Below are 14,051 nucleotides of genomic sequence, written 5' to 3'. Positions count from 1 at the left end.
CCCTCAGGAGGAAGCACATGGCCCCCGCACCCGCCGCCCCGTCCCACCACCAGGTCCTCATCGTCGGCGGCGGCACCGCAGGCATCACCGTCGCCGCCCGGCTGCGCCGCGCCGGTGTCCGGGACATCGCGCTGCTGGAGCCCTCCGAAACGCACTGGTACCAGCCGCTGTGGACGCTGGTCGGCGGCGGCCAGGCCCCGCTGCGCGCCGCGCTGCGCACCGAGGCGGAGGTCATACCGCCCGGCGTGCGCTGGCTGCGGGAGCGCGCCACCGCCGTCGACCCGGCCGCCCGTACGGTCACCACCGCCTCCGGCCGGGTCCTCTCCTACGGGCGGCTGGTGCTCGCCCCCGGCCTGCAGCTCGACTGGGACGGCGTGCCCGGCCTGGCCGCGGCCCTCGGCCACGGCGGGGTGAGCAGCAACTACCGGCCCGATCTCGCCCCGCTCACCTGGGATCTGATCCGCCGGATGAGGAGTGGGACGGCCGTGTTCACCATGCCGTCCGGGCCGGTGAAGTGCGGCGGCGCCCCGCAGAAGATCGCCTATCTGGCGGCCGACCACTGGCGCAAGCGCGGCGTGCTGGGCGCGATCCGCACCATCCTGGTGCTCCCGGAGCCTGCGATGTTCAAGGTGCCGGTGTTCTCCCGCGCGCTGACGGAGACGGCCCGGCGGTACGGCATCGAGGTGCGGCTGAGCTCCGAGATGACCCGGCTCGACGGCGCGGCACGCGAGGCGGTGATCACCGACCACACCACCGGCAAGGACGAGACCGTCCGCTACGACCTGCTGCACGCCGTACCGCCACAGCGCGCCCCCGAGTGGCTGGCCGACGGCCCACTGGCCGACCCCGACTCCCCGTTCGGGTACGTCAAGGCCGACCGGGAAACCCTCCAACACCCCGACTTCTCCGACGTATTCGTACTCGGTGACGTCGCCAACCTCCCGACGTCCAAGACGGGTGCCGCGATCCGCAAGCAGGCACCGGTCGTCGTCGCCAACCTCCTCGCCGGGCTGCGCGGACGCCCCGCCACCGCCCGCTACGACGGCTACACCTCCTGCCCCCTGGTCACCGCCCGGCACAAGATGCTGCTCGCCGAGTTCGACTACGACCTGCAGCCCACCCCCTCGATCCCCTTCATCGACACCACCCGGGAACGCACCGACATGTGGTTCCTCAAGCGCTACGGGCTGCCGCAGCTCTACTTCAAGGGGATGCTCAAGGGGCTGGCATAGGTAGGTAGTGCGCGGGCGCTGTGTTCCTCGCCCGCGCACGACCGGAGCTCCGGGGCGAGCGGGTCCGGCCGCCCCGTCCCCGTCGGCGCTCCACCTGCCGAGGGCCGCACCGGCCGCTCCAGGAGCCTCAGTTGACCAAGCGCGCGGCCCCTCGCCAGCTGAGCCAGGGGCCGCCCGTCTGCCCAGGAAGTTCGATCACCCGATGTCGCGGGCGGCGGTTCCTCCTGCCTCCAGGTTCCGGCTGATGACCCGCCGGGGGTGGACGCGGATGATGTCCCTGCCGAAGTGGTCGGGGGCCACGGGCGGCACATCGACGGTCAGCACCTCGGCCCGTCCCCTGATCTCGATACCGCGCCCCCATCCGCATACCGCGCCCCCATCCGCCCGCGACCGGGTCGTCGGCCGGGGCCAGGTCGTCCACCAGCACGGAGACTTCGGGGCGGGCCTGCACATTGCGGTATTTCCGGCTGCGGGCCATGGCCGGTCCGCCGATGTCGACGGTGCCGTCGCCGTTGAGCCGGAAGCCCACCGGCCGGACCTGCGGACCGCCGTCGGGACCGGTGGTGGCCAGGCGGGCCAGCGGCCGGGCGGTGAGGTACTCGTGCTCCCTCTCAGTGAAGATCATGCGGCCGAGCGTAGAAACTCAAGCGCGGTTGAGGTCAAGGCACTGCGGTTCGTGCCCCGGGCCGGTTTGCACACGGCCGCGGGGGCGTCGGTGTCGTTGGTCGGCCGCCTCCCCGCCCGTCCGCCGGGGCGTCGCTGTCGCCGGTCAGCCGCCTCCCCGCCCGTCCGCCGGGGCGTCGCTGTCGCCGGTCAGCCGCCTCCCCGCCCGTCCGCGGGGGGAGAGCGCGGCGGCTGTCCCGGAAAGACCGGCCGCCACGCTCACGCTCGCCCTACGCCGCCGCCAACTCCCCCACCACACATGCCACGTTGTCCGGCGCCCCCGCCTCGCGGGCGAGTCGGATCAGCTCCCGTACGGCCTGGTCGGGACCTTCGGCCGTGGTCAGCACGTCCTGGATCGTCTCGGCCGGCACCACCGATGTCAGGCCGTCGGTGCACAGCAGATAGCGCTCCCCGGGCCGAGCCTCCAGCAGTTGCAGGTCAGGGGCGAACGCGGTGCCGCCCTCCAGCGACCGCAGCAGCAGCGCGCGCTGGGGGTGCGACGACGCCTCCTCGGGAGTGAGCCGGCCCTCGTCGACCAGCGACTGGACCAGGCTGTGGTCGTGGGTGATGCGGAAGAGGCCGGAGTCGCGCAGGACGTAGGCGCGCGAGTCCCCGATGTGCAGCACCGCCAGCTGCGAGCCGGAGCGCAGCAGCGCGGTGAGGGTGCTGCCAGAGGCCTCGTGTGCCGGCGGGGCGGCGCGGTGTGCGCGCTGGGCAGCGTCCTCCAGGACGGCCGGCAGATCCGCCGAGGTCAGATCCCGGTGCTCCAGGTCCTGGAGCGCCTCGATCGCGGCCGCCGCGGCGGGGCCGCCACGGGGACCGTAACCGTCGGCCACGGCCAGCAGCCGCGGTCCCGCACAGGCGGCGTCCTGGTGGGAGGGGCGCACCAGCCCCTGATCGGTCAGGGCAGCGAAGCGCATCGTCAAAGGGGTAGCCGGTTCGGTCATGGCCGTGTCCTTCCTGGACAGCTGATCGACGAGGAAGGCGGCCAGGTCCCGGCGGGCGGCGGTGTCGGCCTCGGCCTGCGCCCAGTACGCGGCGACCGCAGCGGCTGCCGCGACCGGCGCCAGCTCGCACACCTCGCGGATGCGGGCCAGCGGCATACCGAGCCGGCGCAGCCAGGCCACCAGCCGGGCCCGCTCCAGCTGGGCGGGGGCGTAGTGGCGGTAGCCGCTGTGCGGGTCGACACGGGCCGGGGTCAGCAGGCCGAGCTCGTCGTAGAGCCGCAGGGCCTTCGGCGAGAGCCGGCAGGCCCGGGCGAACGCCCCGATGGACAGCAGCTCACCGTCGCCGCAGGGCGCGTCGCCCACGCCTCCGGTCACCCGCCGGTCCACCCGTCCGTCCGCCCGTCCGTCCGCCCGTACGTCCACCTGCCAGTCCATTCGCCGGTCCACCCGTCCGCCCTCCTCGTACCGGGCGCTTCGCCCGGTGGGGCCGATGCTGGGGCTTCCCCCAAGGACAAGGTCAAACGCTTGCCGCCGCCCCGCCCCGACCGGCGCGCCCCGTCGCCTCCACCGGGGCCGTGTCCGTGTCCGTCTTCGTCTTCGCGTCCGTGTCCGTCTTCGTCTTCGCGTCCGTGTCCGTCTTCGTCTTCGCGTCCGTGTCCGTCTTCGGGTTCGTGTCCGTGTCCGTCTTCGGGTTCGTGTCCGCCGGCGCCAGCTGGTTGAGTGCCGCGGCGGTCAGCGCCTGGACGCCCATGGTGAGGGTCGGCCGGACCACCGGGACGAAGTGCGGCGAATGGTTGGAGGGGATGTCCTGCGCCAGCCGCCCGGCGGCCAGGGCCGTCCGGAACTCCTCCGGGTCCCAGCCGCCCAGCCACCAGTAGTAGAGCGGTGCCCCGGCGGCGGTCGCCAGCAGTCCGGCGTCCTCGCTGCCGGTCGCCGGTTCGTAGGCGAACAGCCGCTGCTCGCCGAAGAGTCCGGTGAACTGCTCATTGACCTGATGCAGGGTCGCGGAGTCGTTGACGGTGACCGGGAAGGAGTCCAGGATCTCGGTCTCGGGCGCGCGGTCCGCGCCGGAGGCGGCGGCCTCGGCGCGCGCGATGCGGTCGATCGCGGCCAGCACGGCCGTGCGCACCGTCTCGTCGAAGGTGCGCACGCTGAGGCGTACGACGGCCCGGTCGGGGATGACATTGGCGGTGTCCCCGGCATGGAAGGAACCGGCGCTGACCACCGCCCGGTCCTTCGGCGCGACCTCACGGGCCACCACGGACTGCACCCGCTGCACAAAGGCCGCCGCCATCAGGATCGGGTCGACGGTGGTCTCGGGCCGTGAGCCGTGGCCACCGGTGCCGTGGAAGGTGATCTCCAGGCTGTCGGCGGCGGCCATACAGGGTCCGGGGCAGTACGCGATCAGCCCGGCGCCGAAGGGAGCGACATGCTGGGCCAGCACCACATCGGGCGTGGGGACCAGGCCCTTGCTGTAGAGGCCGGCGTCGAGCATGGCGCGGGCACCGCTGCCGACCTCCTCGGCGGGCTGGAAGAGCACGACCAGCGTGCCGGACCAGCGGTCGCGGGCCGCCGCGAGCAGGTCGGCGGCGCCCAGCAGACAGGTCACATGGACGTCGTGCCCACAGGCGTGCATCCGGCCGGGGACGGTGGAGGCGTAGTCCAGGCCGGACTCCTCGGTGACGGGCAGCGCGTCCATGTCGGCGCGCAGCAGGACCACGGGCCCCGGGCCGTTGCGCAACACGCCGACGACGCCGGTTTTGGCGATGCCGGTGGTGACGTCATAGCCGCAGCCGGTCAGCCGGCGGGCGGCCTCGGCGGCCGTACGGGTCTCCTGGAAGCCGAGTTCGGGGTGGCGGTGCAGGTCTTCGTAGAGGGCCACGAGGTCCGCGAGGCGGCCGTCGAGCGGGGCCAGGACGGCGGCGGAGTCGTCACTGTGCTCGGCGTCATCGGTCGGGCCGGTCGTGCCGGTCGTGCCTGTCGTGTCGCTGTCGCTGTCGCTCATACACGCATTCGACCATGGATCGCCGCCCCGCACCGAGCGTCGGACCCCCACCCGCCCCGGAGCCGTCCCGTAAGGGCACGCCGCCCTGCCCTGGCCGGACTTCGCGGGTGCCGCTGCGCCCGCTCGTGACACCGAAGCCCGTGACTGCAACGGTGGATCACCCTGCCTGTGGCCGGGACCAGCACGCCCAAGCCGACGACTGGAGGCCGACGTTGGCCAGTTCCCCCACCCCACCGACCGGCGAGCCCCGCGACCTGGCGGCTCATCTGATGGAACAGGTCATAGGCCACTTCTTCTCCGCCGCACTGCGCACCGCGGCGCACCACCGCCTCGCCGACCACCTCGCCGAGGGCCCGCGCACCGCCGAGCAGCTGGCCGACGCCACCGGCACCCACGCCCCGCACCTGCGCCGCGTACTGCGCTATCTCGCCACCCGCGGCTTCTTCCGGGAGGACACCGCGGGCGCCTACCACCTGACGCCGGCCGCCGTCCCCTTGCGCACCGACGTCCCCGACTCGATGCACCCCGCCGTCATGATGGCGACCGACGAGCTGTTCCTGCGGACCTCGGCCGCCCTCCCGGAGGCCGTACGGCACGAGGGCGCGTCCTTCGAGCGGCTCTTCGGGGCGCCCCTCTTCGAGTATCTGACGAAGGCCCCGTCCACCCGTCGGCTCTTCGACGACGGGATGTCCTCCATGTCCGCCCCGGTCGACGCGGCGGTGGCCGAGGTGTACCCGTTCCCCGCAGCCGGCACGGTCGTGGACGTCGGCGGTGGCCGCGGCGGGCTGCTGCGCGCCGCGCTGCGCCGCCACCCGCAGCTGACCGGTGTGCTCTTCGACCAGGCGCCGCCGCTGGCCCACCACCTCCTGGAAGGCGACGAGTTGAAGGGCCGCTGGCGCACCCAGGAGGGCGATTTCTTCGCATCCGTGCCGGAGGGCGGCGATGTCTACGTCCTCAAACACGTCCTGCACGAATGGCCGGACGAATCCTGCCTGCGCATCCTGCGCGCCTGCCACCGGGCGATGGCGCCGGGCCGCCGGCTGCTGGTCATCGATGCCGTACTGCCGCCGGGCAACGCCCCGCACTTCGGCAAGACCCTGGACGTCGCGATGATGACGGTGGTCGACGGGCAGGAGCGGACCGCGGAGGAGTTCGCCAACCTGCTGTCGGCCGGCGGGTTCCGGCTGACGCGGGTGCTGCCCACTACGGCCTTCCCTTCGATCGTGGAGGCGGTCGCCGAGTAGCCACGGCACCCGCGGCACGGCCCGACACGCCGTGCCCCACTCCTCGTGGGCGGCCCGACACGCCGCACCCACTCCTCGTAGGCGCCCCGACACGCCGCACCGCGCTCCCGCCACGGGCGGCCCGACACGCCGCGCCCCGCTCCCCTCAGGGGCGGCATCGCCCGCCCGCGCTGTACTGATGCCGGCCGCATCGGCCGAGGAGAGGAGCTGACGTGCCGGTCCTCATGCGGGCGCGCCCCCGCGACGAGAAGCACCGCACCGCCACGCCGCTGGAGCTCTTCTTCGACCTGTGCTTCGTCGTGGCGATCGCCCAGGCCGGGCAGCAGCTGGCCCATGCCCTCGCCGAGGGGCACCCCGGGCACGGCATCTCCGGTTACCTGATGCTCTTCTTCGCCATCTGGTGGGCCTGGATGAACTTCAGCTGGTTCGCCTCGGCGTACGACACCGATGACCCGCTCTATCGCGTGGTGACCCTCGTCCAGATGGCGGGCGTGCTGGTCCTGGCCGCCGGCGTGCCGCGCGCCTTCGCCCACAGCGACTTCACGGTCATCTGGTTCGGGTATCTGGTGATGCGGCTGGCCATGGTCACCCAGTGGCTGCGGGCCGCACTCGCCTGCCGGGGCGCCGAGCGGCGCGTGGCACTGCGCTACGCCCTCGGGGTGACGGTGTGCCAGGTCGGCTGGCTGGGCCTGCTCGCGCTGCCCAAGGAGGACGTGCCCTGGGTGTTCGTCGTCGTGGGACTGCTGGAGCTGGCCGTCCCCGCACTGGCCGAGCGGGAGCGGCAGACGACCTGGCATCCCCATCACATCGCCGAGCGCTACGGCCTGTTCACCCTCATCGTGCTGGGCGAGACGGTCGCGGCGGCCACCGTCGCCGTGCAGTCGGCGCTGGACGAGAACGACGAGCTCAGCGTCCTGCTGCCGATCGCGGGCGGCGGCCTGCTGCTGGTCTTCGCCGCGTACTGGATCTACTTCGCCGTCCCCATCCACCGTCACCTGCACTCGAACCGCCAGTCGTTCCTGTGGGGCTACGGCCACTACCTGGTGTTCGGTTCGGCGGCCGCGGTGGGCGCGGGCATCGAGATCGCGGTGGAGGAGGCATTCGGCAGGGCGCATCTGTCGGCATTCGCGGCGGCCGCCTGTGTCACGGTGCCGGCCGCCCTGTTCATGATGACGGTGTGGCTGATCCACTCCCGGCACCACAAGCGCGGCGCGGCGCAGCAGCTGGTGCTTCCGGTGTCCTCGCTCCTGGTCCTGGTGTGCACCTTCGCCGGGCACCGGGCGGTTCTGGCGGCCGGCCTGGTGGCATCCGGCACGGTGGCGGCCGGCGTGTTGTTCACATCCCGTCAGGGAACCGCACTGGTGGAGTAGAAGCGGCCGCCACGTCACCCATCTCGGCGAGCGCCCCGGCACGGATCTGCCCCAGCGGGCCCGCACGGGCCTCCCGGCACTCCCGCAGGCCCCTCTCCCCCTCCCCCATAAGCGTGCCGAACGGCCGTCCAAACCCCCGCAACCGCCCTGATCCCGCATCAGATTCGGCCATCTTCGCCTTGCTCGCCGGAGGGACCCCCTCACCAGCGGACCCCTCGGTGCCACCCCCGCCCCATACCCCGTCAATTACCCACCAATGGACCCCACTTCTCACCACTTGGCGCCCTTGTTCCCCACTGTTCACCGGGGCCAGCGGGGGCACGTCGATTCTGAAGCGGTAGGGTGCAGATTGCCCTTTTTATGACAGGGGCGCCCCTGGGGAAGAGCCGCAGAAAAGCCCCGGGGACCGACCGCCGTCCGTACCTGAGGAGACGCCAGCCATGGCCCGCCACGCTCAGTCCCGCGCGCGGACGAGACTGTCCCGGCGCAGCAAGGCCGTGGGCGGCCTCGCCCTCTCCACGCTGGTCGGCACCGCCCTGTGGGCGTGGCCCGCGTCGGGCGACGACCACAACAGCGGGACCGACGCCAAGAGCACCACGTCCTCGACGGCTTCCGGCCCGGACACGCCACGCGTCCCCGTGTCCGCCGCGAAATCCGCCCCGAACGCCGCACCGAATCCCCCCGCCGGTCGGCCCATTCCGGGCCTCAGCGACGCCGCCAGGAAGCGGATACCGGCCGACTCCCGGCAGGTCCTGGTCGTCACCGGAAAGGGCATGGACTCCTTCGAGTCCCGTGTCGTCCTCTACACCCGCGAGGAGAGCTCCGACGACTGGGAGCCGGGCCCCACCTGGTCCGCGCACAACGCCGCCCACGGCTGGACGGACGACCACCGCTACGGCGATCTGCGCTCCCCCATCGGTGTCTTCTCCCTCACCGACGCGGGCGGTCTGCTGACCGCCCCCGGGGACACCAAACTCCCCTACGACCACAACACCAGCTTTGTCGCCGGCGGCACCGGAGTGGAGGGCGAGCCGCTGGCCGGCGCCTTCGACTACGTCATCGCCATCAACTACAACCGGGAGCCCGGCACCTCTCCCCTGGACCAGCAGCGCCCGTGGGGCGACGCCAAGGGCGGCGGCGTCTGGCTGCATGTGGACCACGACGGCCCCACCCAGGGCTGTGTGAGCCTCAAGCCCAAGGTGATGCAGGAACTGCTGCGCACCCTCGACCCCGACCTGCACCCGGTCATCGTGATGGGACCGGCCGATCACTGAGCACCCGCGGGTTACTGAGCACCCGCCGCACCCCGCGGGGCCGCAGGACGCGCTGACCGATGTCCTCGGCCTCCGGGTCGGCCACGCCCAGCGGACCGGGGGCGGGTACCTCACCGGCACCACCGTCGTCCTGGCCCCCGAGGGCGGCGCCGTCGCGGCCGTCGACGTACGCGGCGGCGGCCCCGGCACCCGGGAGACCGATGCGCTCGACCCGCGCAATCTCGTCCAGCGCATCGAGGCGGTCGTGCTGACCGGCGGCAGCGCCTTCGGTCTTGACGCGGCGTCCGGTGTCGCCGCCTGGCTGGAGGAGCGGGGCCGCGGTTTCCGTGTCGGCCCCGACCCCGCGCAGGTCGTACCGGTCGTGCCGGCCGCGGCCCTCTTCGACCTGGGGCGCGGCGGCGACTGGCGGGCCCGCCCGGACGCCGCACTGGGCCGGGCGGCGGCCGCGGCCGCGGCGGACACCGGGCCCGGCGCCCCGGTCGCCCAGGGCAATACGGGCGCCGGCACGGGCGCGGTGGCCGGCGACCTCAAGGGCGGCATCGGCACCGCGAGCGTGGTTCTCCCCTCGGGCGCCACCGTCGCCGCGCTGGCCGCCGTCAACGCCGCGGGCTCCGTCACCGACCCGCGCACCGGCGCCCTCTACGGCCGGCTGTACGAAAGCCCGGCGGCCCTGCCCTCCCCCGACGTGCACGCCGCCGCCGCGCGCCGGCTGGCCGAGGCCAGGGAGATATCCCGGGCCCGCTCGGCCACATCCGTCCGCCCGCCGCTGAACACCACCCTCGCCGTGGTCGCCACGGACGTCGCCCTCACCCGCGCCCAGGCCCATAAGCTCGCCGGCACCGCCCACGACGGGCTGGCCCGCGCCATCCGCCCCGTCCATCTCCTGTCCGACGGCGACACGGTCTTCGCCCTGTCCACCGCGGCGCGGCCGCTCGCCCCCGAAGAAGCGCACGCCGAGGCGGCATTCGCCATACACGCGGAGGCCGGGGCCCTCAACCAGATCCTGTCCGCCGGCGCGGACGTCCTGACCCGTGCCGTGGTCCGGGCCGCCCGGGAGGCGGACACGGTGGACGGCCCCGGCGGGGTCTTCCTGTCGTACCGGGACCTCTACGGGACGGCCTGAGCCGCGGACGGCCGCCGCCGCCACCCGCGACACCGGTCACCACTCCCACCACCCCGAGCACCGACCCCGCCGCACCCACTGCACCGCACCGCACCCCACCGCACCCCACCCCACCGCACCGGTTCACACTCCCACCGCCCCGAGCACCGACCCCGCGGCATACGTCACCCCCATCGCCACGGCGCCACCGCCCACATTCCGCAACACCGCCCGCCCCACCGGCGCGGCCCCCAGCCGGGCACTGCTCCAGCCGCACAGCGCCAGCGCCGCCAGCACCGCAACCACCGTGATCCACAACCGGTGTGCCGCCGGCGGCAGCACGATCGCGAGCAACGGCAGCAACGCCCCCACCGTGAACGCGAGGAAACTCGCCCCCGCCGCATGCCAGGGATTGGTGAGCTCGTCGGGATCGATCCCCAGCTCCACCTCCGCGTGGGCACGCAGCGCGTCATGCGCGGTGAGCTGCTCGGCGACCTCCCGGGCCAGCTGCTCGTTCAGCCCCTTCCCTTCCAACATCTCCGTCAGTTCGACGAGTTCGGCCTGCGGCTCGGTCGCCAGCTCCCGCTTCTCCTGGGCGAGCGCCGCCTTCTCCGAATCCCGCTGGGTGGAGACCGATACGTACTCCCCGGCCGCCATCGACAGGGAACCGGCCAGCAGTCCGGCCAGCCCCGCCGTCAGCAGCGCACCACGGGCCCCGGTGGCTCCGGCCACTCCGACGACGAGTCCGGCGGTGGAGACGATGCCGTCATTGGCGCCGAGTACCGCCGCCCGCAGCCAGTTGAGCCGGCTGCCGAGCCCGCCGCCGTGCGCCTCGTCGTGCTCCGGTGTCTGCACAGTCATCGGCAGAGCGTCTCATCCGCACCGGCTGCGCCTCCCCCGACGCCACCGCCCCGCCCCGAATGGGCCGGTGGTAGAAACGGCTTATGTCCGCACCGCCCCCCTCCCCGCCTCCCCAGCCGCCACCGCCCACGCTCGTCCAGCCGGCTCCCCGGAAGCCGGCACCACGCCGCCGTCTGTGGTGGCACCGGCTGATATTCGGGCTCTGGTACCGCCCGGTGGAGGTGCTGGACGAGGCACGGGACCGCAGTGCCTGGAGCGCCGCGGTGCTGCTGTCGTTGATCAGCGGTGGCATCGGGGTGCTGTCGGTGGATGCGTTCCACACCCAGTGGGCCGTCGACCACGCCGCGGCACTCAAGCTCCTCGGGCTGGGCGAGGCGGGCGTACTGGCCGCCAGCCTCGCGCTGGGCTCGGTCGCCCACGCCATCGCCCGGACGCTCGGCGGCATAGGCCGCTTCGCGCCCACGGCAAGCCTGTTCATCGTGCTCTTCTGGGTGACGGATCTGCCGCGGATGGCGATAGCCGCCTGGCTGCCGACCGATGCCACCTTCGTGCAGGCCGCGACCTGGACGACCTGGGGGTTCGGCTACGTCCTTGCCGTACTGCTGATACGCGGCCAGCACCATCTGTCGACGTGGAAGTCGGCGGCGGCGGTATCGGTGCAGATGCTGACCGCACTGGCCCTGCTGCGGCTGGGGCCAGTGCACTGAGACCGGTGCACCGAGACGGGTGCGCAGAGACGGGTGCACCGAACCGGTGCACCGAGACCGTCGACCGGGCCCGGGGCCGGTACCCGGTCAACTCCGGCTGATCAGCTGCCGCACGAGCCCCTCGAAGGCCGCACGCTCGGCGGCGCTCAGCTCCACGCACTCCGACGGCGGACCGGCCGGCCCGGTCTGCCGCGGCACGGAACCGAGCAGGCCCGGCTGTGCGGGCAGGCCCTCCGGGGCGGGCGGGGCGTACCGCCCGCGCGGCGCGTACCGTGCCCGCATTTCCCGCTGATCACGCCACATGGCCGACTCGTACCGCCCCCGGCGCAGGAGTCTGGCCAGCCCGACGACCCAGACGATGGCCACAGCCAGCAACACACCGAGGCCGATCTGCTGCAGAATCGAAGCGGAGGGAAGCATGCGGTCCTCCCGGACGGATGAGGCGCTGGGGCAGAGCCAGTAGACACCACGCGCCGGGCCGTCCGACAGGGGATCTTGGGACTTAAATCCCGAAGTGACGCATCTCCTATGACATTTGGCTACATTCCCGTCACAGCGCGGCACATCGGCCGCCCAGGAGGCCGCCACGGCAGGGTGTGCGCCGCCCGGTTGGACACCCCGGAGGCTTCCCCCCGGCGAAGGTCGTCGCAGACGATGACGGCACTTCGTCCGCGACGTGAGGAGTACGCACGTGCCGCAGCCGCACCGGCCGCAGCCCCCGCCGTCCACCGGCGCCGACACGAACGCCACGAACGCCACCCAATCGGAAGCCGACGACACGCACGTCACCCGCACGGGAGCCGGCGACACCCACGCCACCGGCGCGGGGGCCGCCGCCACCGGGCCCGCCGTCGGCGCCCCGTCCGGCGAGCCGCCCGCCCGCGCCCTGGAGGGCATCCTCGTCGCGGACTTCAGCCGGGTGCTGGCCGGCCCGCTGGCCGCCGCGACGCTCGCCGACCTCGGCGCCGAGGTGATCAAGGTGGAGCGGCCGGGCACCGGCGACGACACCCGCGCCTGGGGCCCGCCGTTCGCCCCGGGCTTTGCTTCCGAGGACTCGACGGAGAGCACAGGCGGAGCGCAGCAGAGCCGGACGGCCGCGTACTTCGATGCCGCGAACCGCTCCAAGCACGGCCTGGCCCTGGATCTCTCCGATCCGGACGATGCGGCCGCGGCCCGTGAGCTGGCACGCCGGGCCGATGTACTGATCGAGAACTTCCGCCCCGGCTCGCTCGCCGCATACGGCCTGGACCACACCGCCACCCGCGCCGCCAACCCCGGCCTGGTGCACTGCACCATCACCGGTTTCGGGTCCGGCGCCGGCGCCGCACTGCCCGGCTACGACTTCGTGGTGCAGGCGGTCGGAGGACTGATGAGCATCACCGGCGAGCCCGGCGGGACACCCCTGAAGGCAGGTGTCGCCTTGGTGGACGTCCTGACCGCAAAGGACGCCGCCACCGGCATCCTCGCCGCACTCCGCCACCGCGACCGCACCGGCCAAGGGCAGCTGGTGGAAGTGAATCTGCTCTCTTCCCTGCTGGGCTCGTTGGTGAACCAGGCCTCCGGTTACCTGGCCACCGGCCGCGACCCGGGCCCGATGGGCAACCGCCATCCGAGCATCGCTCCGTACGAGACGCTGGCCTGCCGGGACGGGCAGCCACTCGCGGTGGCGGTGGGGAACGACCGTCAGTTCCGGGCGCTGGCACAGGTGCTGGGCGCACCGGAGCTCACCGAAGACGTCCGGTTCGCCCGCAATCAGGATCGGGTGCAAAACCGATCAGATCTCATCAAAGTACTGGAAAACCTCCTGGCCGCCGACACCCCGCAGGCCTGGACCGAGCGACTGACCCCGGCCTCGGTGCCCTGCGGTCCGGTCAACAGCCTCTCCGGGGCCCTGGAGTTGGCGGGGCGGCTGGGGCTCGATCCGGTAACCTCGGTCGGCGAGGGCCGTATCCCCCAAGTCACCAGCCCGCTCCGCCTTTCGGCCACGCCGGTGACCCAACCCTCCGCTCCACCCCGCCTGGACGAACACGGCGCGCCACTGCGAACCTGGCTATCGGGACCGGCCGACCAACCCCTCCCTTTGCGTATGTGACGTTCGTCACAACCGGGCCCCACCCGCAACCAAATCCGCCCGTTGGTGCTGTTTACCAGCACGGAATCACAACACCCCTGTATGGAGCAGCTCGTGACATCGCCGGACAACCCCGCACCCGCTCGGTCCCGCACTCCGCACCAGCTGCTCCAGTCAGCCGAGCAGCCGGCGTCCGGTGCACCGCGCCCGCACCGCCGGATGCGCCGCACCCTGGCCGTCACCGCCCTGTTCGCGGCGGGTGCGCTGGCCCTGTCCGCCTGTGGCGGGGACGCCTCGGCCGGTGGCAATGACGACGGCAAGAACGGCCAGGCCGGTGCGGACGCCGCGGCCAAGAAGGACGCCTCGGACGCCAAGATCAAGGTCTCGGCCAAGGACGGCGGCACCAACGCCAGCATCAACGACACCGGGGTGAAGGTCACCGGTGGCAAGTTGACCGATGTGAAGCTCACCGCTGCCGACTCCGGCACGGCCGTGGCCGGGGCCATATCGTCCGACGGCTCGTCCTGGAAGCCCGGCGCCCAACTGGAGCGCGGCACCAAGTACAAGCTCGTGGC

General features: G+C 73.0%; 13 protein-coding genes and 1 pseudogene. 8 read left to right on the top strand and 6 right to left on the bottom strand.

Annotation, left to right across the window (positions count from 1 at the left end; genetic code table 11):
- Positions 1-17: 17 nt before the first annotated feature.
- The gene (locus ACF088_RS36105; RefSeq protein WP_392380146.1) at positions 18-1,232 is read left to right on the top strand and encodes an FAD-dependent oxidoreductase; all 1,215 of its coding nucleotides are present in this window, start codon (positions 18-20) and stop codon (positions 1,230-1,232) included.
- 195 nt (positions 1,233-1,427) lie between these two features.
- Here ACF088_RS36105 and ACF088_RS36100 read toward each other — a convergent pair whose 3' ends face one another.
- The 4 genes and pseudogenes from ACF088_RS36100 to ACF088_RS36085 all read right to left on the bottom strand — a co-directional run bounded on the left by ACF088_RS36100 (position 1,428) and on the right by ACF088_RS36085 (position 4,847).
- Positions 1,428-1,556: a hypothetical protein gene (locus tag ACF088_RS36100; protein WP_392380266.1), complete on the bottom strand. Its 129-nt coding sequence runs from the start codon at positions 1,554-1,556 to the stop codon at positions 1,428-1,430.
- Positions 1,557-1,653: 97 nt separating this feature from the next.
- A pseudogene (locus tag ACF088_RS36095) lies at positions 1,654-1,857 on the bottom strand (pyridoxamine 5'-phosphate oxidase family protein); the annotation flags it as partial.
- Between the two features lie 268 nt (positions 1,858-2,125).
- On the bottom strand, positions 2,126-3,289 hold the full coding sequence (locus tag ACF088_RS36090; RefSeq protein WP_392380145.1) for a MerR family transcriptional regulator: 1,164 nt from the start codon (positions 3,287-3,289) through the stop codon (positions 2,126-2,128).
- 70 nt (positions 3,290-3,359) lie between these two features.
- Positions 3,360-4,847, bottom strand: a complete 1,488-nt coding sequence (locus tag ACF088_RS36085; protein WP_392380144.1) for an amidohydrolase — start codon at positions 4,845-4,847, stop codon at positions 3,360-3,362.
- 212 nt (positions 4,848-5,059) lie between these two features.
- Between ACF088_RS36085 and ACF088_RS36080 the strand changes: the two genes are divergently transcribed.
- The 4 genes from ACF088_RS36080 (at position 5,060) to ACF088_RS36065 (ending at position 9,858) form a co-directional block, all read left to right on the top strand.
- Positions 5,060-6,091, top strand: coding sequence for a methyltransferase (locus ACF088_RS36080; RefSeq protein WP_392380143.1), 1,032 nt, complete (start codon positions 5,060-5,062; stop codon positions 6,089-6,091).
- Positions 6,092-6,303: 212 nt separating this feature from the next.
- A complete protein-coding gene (locus ACF088_RS36075) occupies positions 6,304-7,461 on the top strand; it encodes a low temperature requirement protein A (protein ID WP_392380142.1) in 1,158 nt (385 codons plus the stop codon).
- 440 nt (positions 7,462-7,901) lie between these two features.
- Entirely contained in the window at positions 7,902-8,735 is an 834-nt protein-coding gene (locus ACF088_RS36070) for a L,D-transpeptidase family protein (protein ID WP_392380141.1), read from the top strand.
- Positions 8,728-9,858 (top strand): P1 family peptidase, encoded by a 1,131-nt coding sequence (locus tag ACF088_RS36065; protein ID WP_392380258.1) that lies wholly within the window; start codon positions 8,728-8,730, stop codon positions 9,856-9,858. The genes ACF088_RS36070 and ACF088_RS36065 overlap by 8 nt, the downstream gene beginning before the upstream one ends.
- A gap of 123 nt (positions 9,859-9,981) precedes the next feature.
- Here ACF088_RS36065 and ACF088_RS36060 read toward each other — a convergent pair whose 3' ends face one another.
- A complete protein-coding gene (locus tag ACF088_RS36060) occupies positions 9,982-10,698 on the bottom strand; it encodes a VIT family protein (protein WP_392380140.1) in 717 nt (238 codons plus the stop codon).
- A gap of 83 nt (positions 10,699-10,781) precedes the next feature.
- On the opposite strand from ACF088_RS36060, the gene ACF088_RS36055 reads away from it, so the two are divergent.
- On the top strand, positions 10,782-11,405 hold the full coding sequence (locus ACF088_RS36055) for a hypothetical protein (RefSeq protein WP_392380139.1): 624 nt from the start codon (positions 10,782-10,784) through the stop codon (positions 11,403-11,405).
- Between the two features lie 87 nt (positions 11,406-11,492).
- On the opposite strand, the gene ACF088_RS36050 is transcribed toward ACF088_RS36055, so the two are convergent.
- Positions 11,493-11,825, bottom strand: a complete 333-nt coding sequence (locus ACF088_RS36050) for a hypothetical protein (protein WP_392380138.1) — start codon at positions 11,823-11,825, stop codon at positions 11,493-11,495.
- Between the two features lie 271 nt (positions 11,826-12,096).
- Here ACF088_RS36050 and ACF088_RS36045 point away from each other — a divergent pair, with 271 nt between their 5' ends.
- Both ACF088_RS36045 and ACF088_RS36040 read left to right on the top strand, forming a co-directional pair.
- Entirely contained in the window at positions 12,097-13,497 is a 1,401-nt protein-coding gene (locus ACF088_RS36045; protein WP_392380137.1) for a CaiB/BaiF CoA transferase family protein, read from the top strand.
- 81 nt (positions 13,498-13,578) lie between these two features.
- The coding region (locus tag ACF088_RS36040) for an Ig-like domain-containing protein (protein WP_392380136.1) at positions 13,579-14,051 on the top strand (473 nt) is incomplete at its 3' end.

It is taken from the genome of Streptomyces sp. NPDC015125 (assembly GCF_043080045.1).
Lineage (GTDB): Bacteria > Actinomycetota > Actinomycetes > Streptomycetales > Streptomycetaceae > Streptomyces.
This window is presented reverse-complemented; position numbering and strand designations above follow the sequence as displayed.